Below are 14,317 nucleotides of genomic sequence, written 5' to 3' on the forward strand. Positions count from 1 at the left end.
ATGGGGGCACACCGGCGGAAGTGCGACTGGTGCGGGAGTGGCACGCCCATCGTCCGCGACATGGAGCCGATCAACACCGCTTACCAGTACTGGTGCGAGGAATGCGCGCGGGCGCTGATCATAAAAGGCGACCCCATCGAGACCTACCGGGAGCTGGAAGGCGAGCCGATCTACGGCCGGCTCCTGGAGGAGCACTGCACGCTCAAGAGGTTCTACCAGTTCGTCACGGCCTGACACCGGCCTCGCCGCCCCTGGGGCTCGGCGACGATGTCCGGGCCAGCGCGAGGAAGAGCGCGGCGGCGACTCCGTAGCCGGCCGACAGCAGCAAGTGCGCGCCGCCCAGGTGGAGTTCCGGGCGCCCGGGCCCGTGCGGCACCCACCACGGGATGTACGACCAGAAGACCAGCAAGGTGCCCAGGGCCGCAGCCCGGTGCCCGCGCGTCCACAGCAGCAGCACCAGCGGCACGCACCACACCCAGTGGTGGGTCCACGACACCGGGCTGACCAGCAGGGCGGTGACCGCGCAGGCACACACCGCCCAGGCCCGCCGCCCCCGCGACTCCGCCCGCACCGCCACCGTCAGGCCGAGGACGGCCAGTACGGCGGCACCGGCCGTCCAGACGGCCGCCGGGTCCGGCGTGTGCAGGAGGCGGGCCAGAATGCCGCGCAGTGCCTGATTGCCGGTGTCCTCGGCCAGCCCTACCCGGCTCGCGCGGAACACCATGCGCGTCCAGAACCGCCAGGAGTCGTACGGCAGGACGGCCGCCGCCAGCAGGGTGGCCCCGGCGAACGCGACGGCCGCCCCGCGCGCGTGCGGCAGCCACGGCCCGCCCCGTCCGCCCCGCAGCCGGTCCGCCAGGCCCGTGGCGAGCAGGAACACGGGGAACAGCGCGGGCGTCAGTTTGACCGCGGCGGCCAGTCCGAGGCCCAGCCCGCTCCAGCGGTCGTGGCCGCCGGCGGGCCGGCGGGTCAGGTCCCACAGCACCAGCACGGCCAGCAGCAGATTGATCTGGCCGTAGCGCACGGTCGTCCACACCGGTTCGCACCACACGGCCGCGCCCGCGACCCACCAGACGGTCCGCACGCGCGCGTGGCCGACGAGTTTCAGCGACAACCGTACGAAGACCACCAGCAGCGCGAGATTGCCGGCCGTCGCCAGCGTGCGCAGCAGCGCGGTGTCCGGCAGGGACAGCGGCGTGAACAGCAGGGCCGCGAACGGCGGGTACGTGGTGGGCAGACGGGCGGTGGTCGCGCGCAGCGCGTACAGGTCGTCGCCGGCGCGCACGGCGGCCCCCTCGGCCCGGTAGACCATCAGGTCGATCATCGACACGTGCGCGGCCCGCTGCGCGGCCCAGAACGCCGCGAAGGACATCAGGCACACGCCCAGGGCGACCGGGACCCGGCGATGTGCGGTGAACGGCGCGATCTCGGGCATGGAAACCGACATTAGCGGTCATACCGAAGCGAAGCCGAAAGCGATTTGGCGCTGCGCCCACGGGCCTGTAATGTTTACGTCGTCGCCGGGGGAACCGGGCGAAACAACAAAACAAGGGGCTATAGCTCAGTTGGTAGAGCGCCTGCATGGCATGCAGGAGGTCAGGAGTTCAATTCTCCTTAGCTCCACAGAAATCGAAGGCGGATCATCCCAGAGATGGTCCGCCTTCGGCGTGTTGTGGCGTAAGGGGCGGTTCACCCGATCCGGTGACCCGCCCCTTACGTGTGGTCAGCGGCCCAGCGCGCGCCGGCCGCGCCCCTGGGAGAGCACCGGCAGATTGCGCGCCGGCGCCTGCCCGCGCGTGTCCTCCTCGATGCGCAGGGCGAGCGCCGGGCAGCGGCGTACCGCGCGCAGCGCCTTCGCCTCCGCGTAACGCGGTACCTGCGCCTGGGCGACGGTCGGGAAGCCGTCCGCGCCGAGTTCGAACACCTCCGGGAGGATGTCCGCGCACAGCCCGTGGCCCCGGCACAGCGTCCAGTCCACGTGGATCCTCTGGCGGCTCGCGCCGCTCTCCGTGCCGCCCGGGACGCCCGTAGGGGCCCCGCCGTCCTCGAAGAGCGGCAGAACGCCCTCCACGGGCCGTCCGCAGCCGTCGCCGAGGACGTGCGCCGCCAGGTCGTCGGTGAACGCCTTGATGGTCGACTCCAGGAACATCGCCGATCCGTCCGGGTGTGAACACGCGCCGCGCCGCTTGACGTTGCTCGCGATCTGCTTCAGCGCCTCCAGGGCCGCCGGTCCGCCGCCGTCCAGGACGTCCTCCAGCCCGTGCGCGGCGGCGGGCAGCCCCAGATAGCAGGGCCCGCACTGACCGGCGCTCTCCTCGGCCAGCCACTGTGCCACCCGCAGCGACTCGCCCAGCGGGCACGTCTCCCGGCCGATCGGCAGGATCGCGCCCGCGCCCAGCGAACCGCCCACCGCGTCCAGCGAGTTGCGGGAGACGATCGCCTCGTCCACGGTCGCCGCGTCGATCCACTTGCCGTGGTAGCCGCCGGTCAGCACGCCCTGCGGCACCGGCGGGGCGCCCGCGAGCCGCAACACGTAGCGCAGCGGCACGCCCGTGGGCACCTCGATCACCATCGGGCGGGCGACCGCACCGGAGACGGTGAGCATCACGGTGCCCGGCTCGTCGTGCAGGCCCGTGTGGGCGTAACGCTCCGGGCCGATGCGGGCGGCTATGGCGAGCTGCGCGAACGTCTCCGCGTTCGACAGCAGCGTGGGCGCCCCGCCGACACCGCTCCGCGAGGCGCTGACCTTGCGGCCGGGCGGGATCGCCGGGCCGCCGTCGATCGAGCGGATCAGCGAGGCGGCGGCACCGGAGACCATGCGCACCGGATTGCGTTGCACCCACGCGCGCAGCGCCAATCTACGGCTGTTGCCCAGGCCGCGTTCGGCGAGCGCGGTCTCCATGGAGCACTGCGTGGATTCCCGGGTGACGCCGACGACGAGGGTGCGCGCGCCGAGCGCTTCGGCGCACAGCAGGGCGCCGTCCAGGATGAGGTGCGGCGCCCGGTTGATCAGCACGGTGTCCTTGCGGCAGGCCGGCTCGTCCTCGCTGCCGTTGACCACGACGACCGGCCGGACCCCGCGCCTGATCGCCGACTCGGCGACCGAGCGCAGCTTCTTGTGGAAGGGGAAGCCGGCTCCGCCGCGCCCCTTCAGGTTGACGCGTTCGGCGAGTTTGGCGAGCTGTTCGCCGCCCAGCGGGTCGAGCGGCCCGTGCACCTTCAGGTGCATCGGCAGGTCGAGTCGCTCGACAAGGTCGAAGCCCGACGTGAGCTGGGGAAGACCGACCACTCGGACCTCGGGGACGTCGGGCAGTGCCTCGTTCACTTGAAGCCTCCGGAAGGCGTGTTCCACGGTCCGCCCGGAAACGGTGCCCCGTAGGGCGAGCCGGGCAGCGGTTCGGTGGCGGGACCGCCGTCGAACGTGTCACCCGGGAGGTACGTGCCGTAGGAGCCGTTCGTCTCAGTGGTGTCGTACATGTCACGTCCGCCGTAGCCGGTGGCGCCCGGACCGCCGTGGACCGGGACGGTGTACCCGGTGTCCTGGAGCGGGTCGTACGCGGACGGCGGGGCCTCGCCGACCGGCGGCGGGGAGGGCACCGGCCAGCCGCCGAAGGCGCTGGAGGGGCCGTCCACGGGCGCGGCGGCCTGTGTGGGCCGGAGATCCGGCGGCAGGTCCGCGGCGGCGGTCCGGGCGGCCGTGAAGGGCTGCCGAGGGCGGTCCGGGTCGGACACCGCGCGGTAGGCCGCGGCGAAACCGGCGGCGGGCGCGGCGGCCGGTGGCCGGGGGAGCGGGGCGGTGGGCGCATGCCGCGGTTCCCGGCCGTTGTGCGGGCCGGTCCGGTCCGGTCCGGCCGCCCGGGAGCGGTTCGCCTCCGGCCCGGCGGGTCCGGGCGGTGCGGTCCGGTGGAACAGGGCCGCCAGCCGGCCGGCGACCCTGCGCTTGACTGGGCGCGGCGCGGCGCGCAGCGCGAGGGCGCCCATCACGCCGAGCAGCGACAGGCCGTAGAGGAACACGAAGACGGGTTTGGCCGCGCGACCCGCGTAAAGGCCGTGGATCAGCGCCCCGCACCACGCGGGGTAGGCCAGCATGTGCATGGCCCGCCAGCGCGCCGCGACCGGGGCCGGGGTGGCGAAGGCGCCGCGCAGCGCGCCCGTGACCCCCACGAAGACCATCAGCAGGCCGGCGAGCGAGCCGAGCCCGATCAGGCCGGCGATCCCGGTGACGCCGAGCGAGAACGGGACGACAGCGGCGATCGCCTCCGTGTGGCCGAGCGCGATCTTCGTGGTGATGTGCAGCAGCAGGAACGCGATCGAGGCGACCGCGGTCGTCCGGTGCACGGCCTGGCCGATGATCCGCTGCCGGGTGTTCAGGAAGATCCGGTCCTGGGCGAACAGGCCCCAGATCACCGAGCAGCTCAGTGAGACGAGGGACAGCACGCCCGCGCCGAAGTTCAGGAACTCGCGGAACCGGACGCCTCCGGCCAGCACGGACACGGGTATGAGCAGCAAGGAGACGGCGGACGCCACCCCATAGGCCGAGCGGCCCGGTACGGGGAGCGAGCTGGTACGTCGACGACGGTTCATGGGGGCGACTCCGAGCAGTTCCGGGAAAGCGGTCCCGCTGCCGCACTCTAAGTGGCGCCATACCGATCAGTACGGGGTTTGGGTTATTGCGCTGTTATCGGCGGACAATCTGATCGGAGTGGCGTGTCCTAGGAGGAGGTACGCGAGAAGTAATCGCCGACCTTTGTTTGGTACCGGCGGGCTTCGTGGACATGTCCCACAGGGATACGGAAGCGCGTCGCGGCTTGCTCAAGGGCTGCGGTACCCTAGCGCCATGCGTGCCGTACGCCTTCTGCTTAGCGGGCCGCGCTGATCAGTACCGACTCCGGTTCAGCCGTGAGGTCGGCATCGGCGCGGCGTCCCCTCCTGTGTGAGGGGTTTTTTCATTTCCGCAGGCAGAGACGATCGATGGAGCTTTGAGGATCATGAGCGAGACGAACCCCGCTGCCACCGCCGCGTCGGCGGAGGCCGCGCCGCACCGCTACACGGCCGCCATGGCAGCCGAGATCGAGGCACGCTGGCAGGACTTCTGGGACGCCGACGGCACCTACGCGGCACCGAACCCCACGGGTGACCTGGCGGGCGACCCCGGGCTGGCCGCCAGGCCCAAGAAGTTCATCATGGACATGTTCCCGTACCCCTCGGGCGCGGGCCTGCACGTCGGCCACCCGCTGGGCTACATCGCCACCGACGTCTACGCCCGGTTCCAGCGCATGACCGGCCACAACGTCCTGCACACCCTCGGCTTCGACGCCTTCGGCCTGCCCGCCGAGCAGTACGCCGTGCAGACCGGCACGCACCCCCGCGTGTCCACCGAGGCCAACATCGAGAACATGAAGGCCCAGCTGCGCCGGCTGGGCCTGGGCCACGACAAGCGCCGGTCGTTCGCCACGATCGACCCGGAGTACTACAAATGGACCCAGTGGATCTTCCTGCAGATCTTCAACTCCTGGTACGACGAGGAGGCGCGCAAGGCCCGCCCGGTCTCCGAGCTGATCGCCCAGTTCGAGTCCGGTGAACGCGCCATTCCGGGCACCACGCGCGCGTGGAGCGAACTGAGCGCCCGCGAACGCGCCGACATCCTGGGCGAGTACCGCCTGGCCTACGCCTCCGACGCGCCCGTCAACTGGTGCCCCGGCCTGGGCACCGTACTGGCCAACGAGGAGGTCACCGCCGACGGCCGTTCCGAGCGCGGCAACTACCCGGTCTTCAAGGCCAAACTGCGCCAGTGGAACATGCGCATCACCGCCTACGCCGACCGGCTCCTGGAGGACCTGGAGGAACTGGACTGGCCCGAGGCCATCAAGCTCCAGCAGCGCAACTGGATCGGCCGCAGCGAGGGCGCCCGCATCGACTTCCCGATCGACGGCGAGCGCATCACGGTCTTCACCACCCGCCCGGACACCCTGTTCGGCGCGACCTACATGGTGCTGGCGCCCGAGCACCCGCTGGTCGAGAAGTTCACCCCCGAGGCGTGGCCCGAGGGCACGCACGAGGTGTGGACCGGCGGCCACGCCACCCCGGCCGAGGCCGTCGCCGCCTACCGCGCGCAGGCCGCCTCGAAGTCCGACGTGGAGCGGCAGGCCGAGGCCAAGGACAAGACCGGCGTCTTCACCGGAGCCTTCGCGACCAACCCGGTCAGCGGCGAGCGCATCCCGGTCTTCATCGCCGACTACGTCCTGATGGGCTACGGAACCGGCGCGATCATGGCCGTCCCGGGCCACGACAGCCGCGACTTCGCCTTCGCGCGCGCCTTCGAGCTGCCCATCCGCTGCGTGGTGGAGCCGACCGACGGCCGCGGCACCGACCCGGCCACCTGGGACGACGCCTTCGTCTCCTACGACGCGAAGATCGTCAACTCCGACAGCGACGACCTGAAGCTGAACGGCCTGGGCGTGGCCGACGCCAAGGCGCGCATCACCGAGTGGCTGGCGCGCGAGGGCATCGGCGAGGGCACCGTCAACTTCCGCCTGCGCGACTGGCTGTTCAGCCGCCAGCGCTACTGGGGCGAACCCTTCCCGATCGTCTACGACGAGGACGGCGTCGCCCACGCGCTGCCTGAGTCGATGCTGCCGCTGGAGCTGCCCGAGGTCGAGGACTACAGCCCGCGCACCTTCGACCCGGACGACTCCGACACCCAGCCCGAGACCCCGCTGTCGCGCAACGAGGAATGGGTCAACGTCACCCTGGACCTGGGCGACGGCCCCAAGAAGTACCGCCGCGAGACCAACACCATGCCCAACTGGGCCGGTTCCTGCTGGTACGAGTTCCGCTACCTGGACCCGCACAACGACCGCAAGCTGGTCGACCCGGAGATCGAGCGGTACTGGATGGGCCCGCGCCAGGGCCTGCCGCACGGCGGTGTGGACCTGTACGTCGGCGGCGCCGAGCACGCCGTGCTGCACCTGCTGTACGCGCGCTTCTGGTCCAAGGTCCTGTACGACCTGGGGCACGTCTCCTCCGCGGAGCCGTTCCACAAGCTGTTCAACCAGGGCATGATCCAGGCCTACGTCTACCGCGACAGCCGGGGCATCGCGGTGCCGGCCGCCGAGGTGGAGGAGCGCGACGGCGCGTACTACTACCAGGGCGAGAAGGTCACCCGCCTGCTGGGCAAGATGGGCAAGTCCCTGAAGAACGCGGTGACCCCGGACGAGATCGCCGCCGAGTACGGCGCCGACACGCTGCGCCTGTACGAGATGGCCATGGGCCCGCTGGACGTCTCCCGCCCGTGGGACACGCGCGCGGTGGTCGGCCAGTTCCGGCTGCTGCAGCGGCTGTGGCGCAACATCGTCGACGAGACCACCGGCGAGGTCACCGTCACCGACGCCGAGCCCGACGACGAGACCCTGCGCGCCCTGCACAAGGCCATCGACGGCGTGCGCCAGGACCTGGAGGGCCTGCGCTTCAACACCGCCATCGCCAAGGTCACCGAGCTGAACAACCACCTGACCAAGACCGGTGGCGCTGTGCCGCGGTCCGTGGCCGAGCCGCTGGTGCTGATGGTCGCCCCGCTGGCCCCGCACATCGCCGAGGAACTGTGGCGCAAGCTGGGCCACACCGACTCCGTCGTCCACCGGGACTTCCCGGTGGCCGACCCGGCCTACGTCGTCGACGAGACCGTGACCTGCGTCGTGCAGATCAAGGGCAAGGTCAAGGCCCGGCTGGAGGTGCCGCCCGCCATCTCCGAGGAGGAACTGGAGAAGGTCGCGCTGGCCGACGAGAAGGTGATCGCGGCGCTGGGCGGCGCGGGCATCCGCAAGGTGATCGTGCGGGCGCCGAAGCTGGTCAACATCGTTCCCGCGTAAACACCGGCGTACAACACCGGCCGCCGGCGTACAACACCGGCGGACAACCGGGCCGGAACCGGCGTACACCGGCCCATTACCGGTATGCGACGGGGCAGCGAAAGCGGGTGTTCCCGCCGGCTCGGGGTAGTCCCCTACGGGCAGGTTCGGGGTTCGGACGGAACTCCGGGCCTGCCCGCTGCGTTTATCGTGGAGAAGCGCAGCGGGCCCTACCGCACCGACCGGAGGAGGAGCGCCATGGACGTAGTGCTCACCGTGTTCTCCCTGCTCTTCCTGATCCTCGTAGGCATGGGCGCCTACGCCACGGTCAAGGCCGTCCGCGCCACCAAGCGCGGTGTGGACCGGACCATCGCGCAGGCCCGGCGCACGGTCGAGGACCACACCCTGCGCGCCAAGTCCGTCGCCCAGCCCGGGCCGGCCGGCGAGATCGCCCGGCTGCGGCTCGCCCTGCGCACCTCCATGCGCGCCACACAGGACGCGCTGCACGCGGGCGCGGCCGAGGACGAGTCGCTGAAGGAGTCCCTCGGCCTCTTCGAACGGCTCAGCGTTCACGGGCACGACCTGGACGCCGACCTCAAGCGCCTGGAGACCGAGCCCGACCGGGCCACACTCGCCGCGCGCCTGCCCGAACTCCGCGCACGCACCGAGCGCATCACCCAGTCCGCCGACTCCCTGCGCTGGGCCGTCCGCGACCGGGCCCGCCGCTTCTCCGACGACGAGCTGGACCACCTCAGCGCCCAGATCGACATCGAGGCGGGCGCCCTGCGCCACTGGACGAGCACCGAACCCGGCCAGGCGCCCTCGCACTGGTCCGACGCCCCCGCCACCCCCGCCGACGGCTCCGCCACGGGACAGGCGCGCTCCGACGAGGCCGGTGCCCACGCCACCGCGCGGCCCGCGCCCGAAGCGATCGCCGGGACCTCGTGGCGCCCCACCGTCCCGTGGCAGAAGAAGCCCCGCCCCGAGAGCACCACATGAGCGGACCGCTCCCCGGGCACCCGACAGGGGCCGGGCTGCCGAGCGAGCACTACGCCAGGTAACCTCCAGCTCATGTCCCGCCATGTCGCGATCGTCACCGATTCAACGGCCTATCTGCCGCCCCGGGCGATGGAGCGTCACGGCATCACCACGGTCCCGCTGACGGTGGTCCTCGGCGACCAGGCGCTCGAAGAGGGCACCGAGATCTCCACCCGCTCCCTCGCCCAGGCGCTGCAGAAACGGCGCTCCGTGACCACCTCCCGCCCCAGCCCCCAGGTGTTCGCCGAGACCTACCGCAGACTCGCCGAGTCCGGCGCGAGCGGCATCGTCTCCCTGCACCTGTCCGCCGAGCTGTCCGGCACCTACGACGCGGCGGTCCTCGCGGCGCGCGAGGCACCGGTGCCGGTGCGCGTGGTGGACACCGGAGTGATCGCGATGGCGCTCGGCTTCTGCGCGCTCACCGCGGCCGAGACCGCGGAGGCGGGCGGCACGGTGGACGAGGCCGTCACGGCCGCCGAGAAGCGGGCCGCCGGCACATCCGCCGTGTTCTACGTCGACACCCTCGACTATCTGCGCCGAGGCGGCCGCATCGGCGCCGCGCAGAAGCTGCTGGGCTCCGCGCTCGCCGTCAAACCCCTGCTCCAGCTGGAGGACGGCCGTATCGAGCCGCTCGAAAAGGTGCGTACGGCGTCCAAGGCGATCGCGCGCCTGGAGGAGCTCACCGTGGAGCGGGCGGGCAACGCGGAGGTCGACATCGCCGTTCACCATCTCGCCGCCGCCGACGGTGCCGCCGCGCTCGCCGACCGGCTGCGGGCACGCGTCCCGGGCCTGGCCGACCTGCATGTCAGCGAGGTCGGAGCGGTGATCGGGGCGCACACCGGGCCTGGACTGCTGGGGGCGGTCGTCTCGCCTCGCTGAGGCCCGGGCGGGGCCCTCGGCCCGCCGGTTTCACTCGTGTGAGTGGCGGAGTTATCCACAACCGGTCGGTAATGCACGGGAATTCACCAAGATCATCGTGATGTGGCGAAGTGCTCCATCCTCGTCGCATGGCACTTCGATCTCGCTCCCGCATCGCGACCCCGACCAGCGGTCCCGGCCGTGGCCCGGCTTCCGACGGCCGCGTCCGGCACCGCCGCGCCATCGGACACCGGCCACCGCGCCACCGTGTCACCGGGCCCCGCCCTGCCGAACAGCGTGCCACCGACCCGCGACCCACCGACCCACGTCCCACCGACCCACGCCCCACCGATCACCGTCGCAGCCGCCGTCGGGCGAACGCGCCGGCGGAGGAACTGCGTCACCGTGCGGAACTCCTCTTCGGTGAACGGGCGGCGCAGTGGCGGGAGTCCGGGAACGCGCCGCCCGATCCAGTCGGCTCCGCGGGTGCGTCGGCATCGGCGGGGCGGACGGAGGGGGCGGCAGGGGCGATGCCGGGGGCGGCCCCGGGGGCGGCAGGGTCGGTGTCGGGGACGACGCCGGGGCCGGTGCGGTCGGTGGTGCCGGGTGTGTCGAGGGGGCGGTTGCGGCCGATCGTACTGGGGGTGTCACCGGGGCCGGTGCGACCGTTGGTGCCCGGGACGGCGCCGGGGTCGGGGCAGCCGACGGAGCGGGGGCCCGTACGGCCGACGGTGCCGGCGTGGGCAGATACCACGGCTGTGCCGGAGCGGGGCACGCTTCCGCCGCGCTCACCGGCCGACCAGGCCCCGCCGTCCCCGCCATCCGCACCGCTCCCGCCACCCCTACCGCCCCCGCCATCCGCCGTCTCGGCGAAGGGCGAGCGGGCCGGTGGTGCGCGGTCGCCGGAACCGGAGGGACCGGGAGAGGCGGAGGTGCCCGCGGTCCCGGGCTGGCGGGAACGTGCCGGACTGACCTTGCGGGAGCGGATGCCGGTGTGGCTCCAGGCGCGGTACGGGGTGGAGCGGCGAGCGGTCGTGGCGCTGGCCGCGGTGCTCGTGGCCGCGGCCGTCTTCGCCGGGCAGCACTTCTGGTCGGGCCGGACCCAGTCCGTGAGTGTCCCGCAAGTGGTCCGCCCACAGGCGCCGTTCCCCAAGAAGGAGGAGGCGGCGACCACGGCCGGGTCCGCCCCGGCGACACCCGGTGCGGAGATCGTCGTGGACGTCGGCGGCAAGGTCCGCAAACCGGGAATCCTGCGGTTGCCGTCAGGCGCCCGGGTGGCCGACGCGTTGCGAGCCGCGGGCGGGGTCCGGCCGGGGGTGAGCACCGAGGGGCTCAACCGGGCCCGTTTCCTGGTCGACGGCGAGCAGGTTCTCGTCGGCGTCCCCGCAGGGGCCGCCGCACCGGCCGGCTCGGCGGTCGGGCAGCTCTCCGGTGCCGCAGACCCGGGCCCGGCCGCGCCGGTCTCCCTCAACACCGCCACCGTGGACCAGCTCGACACCCTGCCCGGAGTCGGCCCGGTACTGGCCCGGCACATCATCGACTACCGCACCCAGCACGGTGGTTTCCGCTCCGTGGACGAACTGCGCGAGGTCAACGGCATCGGAGACAGCCGGTTCACCGATCTGCGCGACCTGGTACGGCCGTGAACCGCGCGCTCGACGCGGCCGGCCGGGGCACCGGATACGAGGGGAGCGGAGCCACGCGACCCAGCCGGGCCGGCCCCCTGGACCTGCGCCTGGTGCCGCCCGCGCTCGCGGCCTGGGGTACGGCGGCCCTGACCCTGGACGCATCGGCGGCCTGGACCGCCGGGACCGTCGCCTGCTGCCTGCTCGGCGGGGTCCTGCTGCTGTCGGTACGGCGATCGGGCCGGGCCGGGCGGAGGGGAAGGACAAGGCGAGCTGGGCAGAGGAGACGGTCCGGGCAGGTTGGACGCCCCGAACCCACCAGGTGGGCAGGGCAGGCCGGACGGGCCAGGGCGGCCGGTTGGATGCGGGGCCGGTTTCACTGGGCGCGGGCCACCGTCGCCGCCGTGCTGCTCTGTGCCGCCGCGGCGGCCGTCTCCGCCGGACTGCACGGGGCCGACGTGCGACGCGGGCCGGTGCCCGAGCTGGCCCGGCGGTTCGCGGCCGTCACCGCCGAGGTCGAGCTGAGCGGCGATCCCTGGCTGAGCGGTCCACGGGCGAGCGGCGATCACATGGCACCGGTGGCGGTGCTGGCGCGGGCCGAGGTGCGGAGCGTGGAGGCGGCCGACGGACGGCGGATGCGGGTGCGGACGCCCGTGCTGCTGATCATCGACGCGGATGTCCCGGCACCGGAGGCAAGCGCCGGGAGAAGCCGAAGTCCCGGGCCGCCGTCCGGGGCCGACCGGCACCGGCCGGGTGGTCGGGCCGCCTGGCTCGGGCTGCTGCCGTCCACGCGGCTCCGGGTCGGCGGCCGGCTGGCGCCCGCGCTCACGGGCGGCGACCGGACAGCGGCCGTGCTACGGGTACGCGGACGGCCGGTACCCCGGATCGTGGCCGGGCCGAGTGGACCGCAACGGCTCGCGGGCCGGCTCAGGGCGGGCCTGCGGGAGGCGACCGAGGACCTGCCGGGGGACGCGCGGGCACTGCTTCCCGGTCTGGTCGTCGGGGACACCTCGCGGATCACGCCCGAGCTGGAGCACGCCTTCGACGAGACGGACCTCGCACACATCCTCGCCGTCTCCGGCAGCAACCTCACCGTCCTGCTCGCGTTGCTCATCGGGCCGCCGGGCCTGGCCCAACGGGCCGAACGCAGGGGCTTGGCCCCATGCTTGGGCCTCTCACTGAGGATGACGGCCGCGCTCGCGGGAGCGCTGACGCTGGGGTTCGTAATCGTTTGCCGGCCCGATCCCAGCGTCCTGCGGGCCGCGGCCTGCGGCGCCGTCGCGCTGCTCGCCCTGGCCACCGGGCGCCGCAGATCGCTGATCCCGGCGCTGGCCACGGCCGTCCTGCTGCTGGTGTTGTACGACCCGTGGCTGGCGCGCAGTTACGGCTTCCTGCTGTCGGTGCTGGCCACCGGCGCGCTGCTGGTGCTGGCGCCGGGCTGGAGCGAGGCGTTGCGTCGGCGCCGGGTGCCCCCGAGGCTCGCCGAGGCGCTCGCGGCGGCTGCCGCGGCCCAGGCAGTGTGCGCGCCGGTCGTGGCAGTGCTGTCGGCCCGGGTGAGCCTGGTGGCGGTGCCGTGCAATCTGCTGGCCGAGGTGGCGGTCGCACCGGCCACAGTGCTGGGGTTCACGGCGCTCGCGACGGCGCCCTTGCTGATGCCGGTGGCGAAGGCGCTGGCCTGGTGCGCGAGTTGGCCTGCCGGGTGCATCGCCGCAGTCGCCCGGGCCGGGGCGGCGCTGCCCGGCGCGGGTGTGGACTGGCCGGGGAGCTGGCCGGGGGCACTGGCGCTCGCGGCGGTCACCGTGGCCGTCGTGGCGATCGGCCGGAGACTGCTGCGGCACCCCTTGTGGTGTGGACTGCTCGGCATACTGCTCGTGCTGGTCGTGGCCCGGCCGGCGCCGCTGACCCGGGTGATCACGGGCTGGCCGCCGCCCGGCTGGAGATTCGCGGTGTGTGACGTCGGGCAGGGCGACGCGACGGTGCTGGCGGCGGGCGAGGGAACCGGGGTGGTCGTGGACGCCGGACCGGATCCCGCGCTGGTCGACGACTGTCTCCGGCGGCTGGGCATCACCCGCGTCCCCCTTGTGATCCTCACTCACTTCCACGCCGACCACGTGGCGGGCCTGCCCGGTGTCCTGCGGGGCCGCTCGGTGGCCGCGATCGAGACCACCGGGCTCGCGGAGCCGCCGGACCAGGCGAGGTTCGTCCGCAGGGAGGCGGCCGAGCGGCACATCCCGGTCGTGACGGCCGCCGCGGGAGAGGAACGGCGCGTCGGACCGCTGACGTGGCGGGTCCTGTGGCCCCCGCCCCAGGGAGCCGGGACGCCCTCTGGAGCGCGAACGCCCGCCCCCGCGCCCGGCCCTGCCTCCGTGCCTGGCCCCGCTTCCGCGCCCGGCCCGGCCCCCGCGCCCGGCCCCGCCTCCGCACCCGGCCCGGCCCCCGTATCTGGCCACATCCCTGCATCCGTCCCGGCCTCCGTACCCAGCCCGGCCTCTGGGCTCGGTCCGGCCCCCGTACCCGGTCCCGCCTTCCGGCCGGAAGGGCCGAACGACGCCAGCGTCACGCTGCTCGTACACACGGGCGGACTGCGACTGCTCCTGCTCGGGGACCTCGAACCCCCGGCCCAGCAGGCACTGCTGCGGTCCCCGGCGGCGGCCGGTCTGGCCGGGGTGGACGCCCTGAAGGTGGCCCACCACGGATCGGCCTACCAGGACCCCAGGCTGTTGCGCCTCGCCGCACCCCGGGTGGCACTCGTCTCCGCCGGTGCCGACAACCCCTACGGCCATCCGGCCCCGTCCACCGTGGCCGCCCTGCGGAGCGGCGGGGCGACGGTCCTGCGCACCGACCGGGACGGCGCGCTCGCGCTCACCGGCACCGGAGGGAAGGGAGGGGAGATGCGGGTGACGAGCGACCGCTGAGCCGGTGTCACACGGGATGGGCCGTGTGGTCGCT

The 14,317-nt window shown here is 73.2% G+C and carries 10 protein-coding genes and 1 tRNA gene; 7 read left to right on the forward strand and 4 right to left on the reverse strand.

Going from position 1 to position 14,317, the window contains the following annotated elements:
• Positions 1 to 234, forward strand: a complete 234-nt coding sequence (locus tag Srubr_RS37275; protein WP_189996935.1) for a hypothetical protein — start codon at positions 1 to 3, stop codon at positions 232 to 234.
• Here Srubr_RS37275 and Srubr_RS37280 read toward each other — a convergent pair.
• Positions 224 to 1,435 carry a glycosyltransferase 87 family protein gene (locus Srubr_RS37280; protein WP_229926757.1) on the reverse strand — a complete coding sequence of 404 codons (1,212 nt, stop codon included), beginning with the start codon at positions 1,433 to 1,435 and terminating at the stop codon, positions 224 to 226. The two genes, Srubr_RS37275 and Srubr_RS37280, sit on opposite strands and share 11 nt — an antisense overlap.
• 115 nt (positions 1,436 to 1,550) lie before the next feature.
• On the opposite strand from Srubr_RS37280, the gene Srubr_RS37285 reads away from it, so the two are divergent.
• Positions 1,551 to 1,623: transfer RNA gene (locus Srubr_RS37285), tRNA-Ala, on the forward strand.
• Between the two features lie 100 nt (positions 1,624 to 1,723).
• Here the strand turns inward: Srubr_RS37285 and Srubr_RS37290 are convergent.
• On the reverse strand, positions 1,724 to 3,325 hold the full coding sequence (locus Srubr_RS37290; RefSeq protein WP_189996934.1) for an NADH-quinone oxidoreductase subunit NuoF family protein: 1,602 nt from the start codon (positions 3,323 to 3,325) through the stop codon (positions 1,724 to 1,726).
• Positions 3,322 to 4,584 (reverse strand): cytochrome b/b6 domain-containing protein, encoded by a 1,263-nt coding sequence (locus Srubr_RS37295; protein ID WP_189996933.1) that lies wholly within the window; start codon positions 4,582 to 4,584, stop codon positions 3,322 to 3,324. The genes Srubr_RS37290 and Srubr_RS37295 overlap by 4 nt, the downstream gene beginning before the upstream one ends.
• A 404-nt stretch (positions 4,585 to 4,988) precedes the next feature.
• On the opposite strand from Srubr_RS37295, the gene leuS reads away from it, so the two are divergent.
• From leuS to Srubr_RS37310, 3 genes are all read left to right on the forward strand, one after another.
• The gene (leuS, locus tag Srubr_RS37300) at positions 4,989 to 7,868 is read left to right on the forward strand and encodes a leucine--tRNA ligase (protein ID WP_189996932.1); all 2,880 of its coding nucleotides are present in this window, start codon (positions 4,989 to 4,991) and stop codon (positions 7,866 to 7,868) included.
• Between the two features lie 237 nt (positions 7,869 to 8,105).
• A complete protein-coding gene (locus Srubr_RS37305) occupies positions 8,106 to 8,846 on the forward strand; it encodes a hypothetical protein (protein WP_189996931.1) in 741 nt (246 codons plus the stop codon).
• A 72-nt stretch (positions 8,847 to 8,918) separates the two neighbouring features.
• A complete protein-coding gene (locus Srubr_RS37310) occupies positions 8,919 to 9,764 on the forward strand; it encodes a DegV family protein (RefSeq protein ID WP_189996930.1) in 846 nt (281 codons plus the stop codon).
• 379 nt (positions 9,765 to 10,143) lie between these two features.
• Here Srubr_RS37310 and Srubr_RS41170 read toward each other — a convergent pair whose 3' ends face one another.
• The gene (locus Srubr_RS41170; RefSeq protein ID WP_230426678.1) at positions 10,144 to 10,497 is read right to left on the reverse strand and encodes a hypothetical protein; all 354 of its coding nucleotides are present in this window, start codon (positions 10,495 to 10,497) and stop codon (positions 10,144 to 10,146) included.
• A gap of 178 nt (positions 10,498 to 10,675) precedes the next feature.
• On the opposite strand from Srubr_RS41170, the gene Srubr_RS37315 reads away from it, so the two are divergent.
• Both Srubr_RS37315 and Srubr_RS37320 read left to right on the forward strand, forming a co-directional pair.
• Positions 10,676 to 11,389, forward strand: coding sequence for a ComEA family DNA-binding protein (locus Srubr_RS37315; protein WP_373313565.1), 714 nt, complete (start codon positions 10,676 to 10,678; stop codon positions 11,387 to 11,389).
• Positions 11,386 to 14,283: a ComEC/Rec2 family competence protein gene (locus tag Srubr_RS37320; protein WP_373313564.1), complete on the forward strand. Its 2,898-nt coding sequence runs from the start codon at positions 11,386 to 11,388 to the stop codon at positions 14,281 to 14,283. The genes Srubr_RS37315 and Srubr_RS37320 overlap by 4 nt, the downstream gene beginning before the upstream one ends.
• Positions 14,284 to 14,317: the final 34 nt, after the last annotated feature.

The organism is Streptomyces rubradiris, from assembly GCF_016860525.1.
Taxonomy (GTDB): domain Bacteria; phylum Actinomycetota; class Actinomycetes; order Streptomycetales; family Streptomycetaceae; genus Streptomyces; species Streptomyces rubradiris.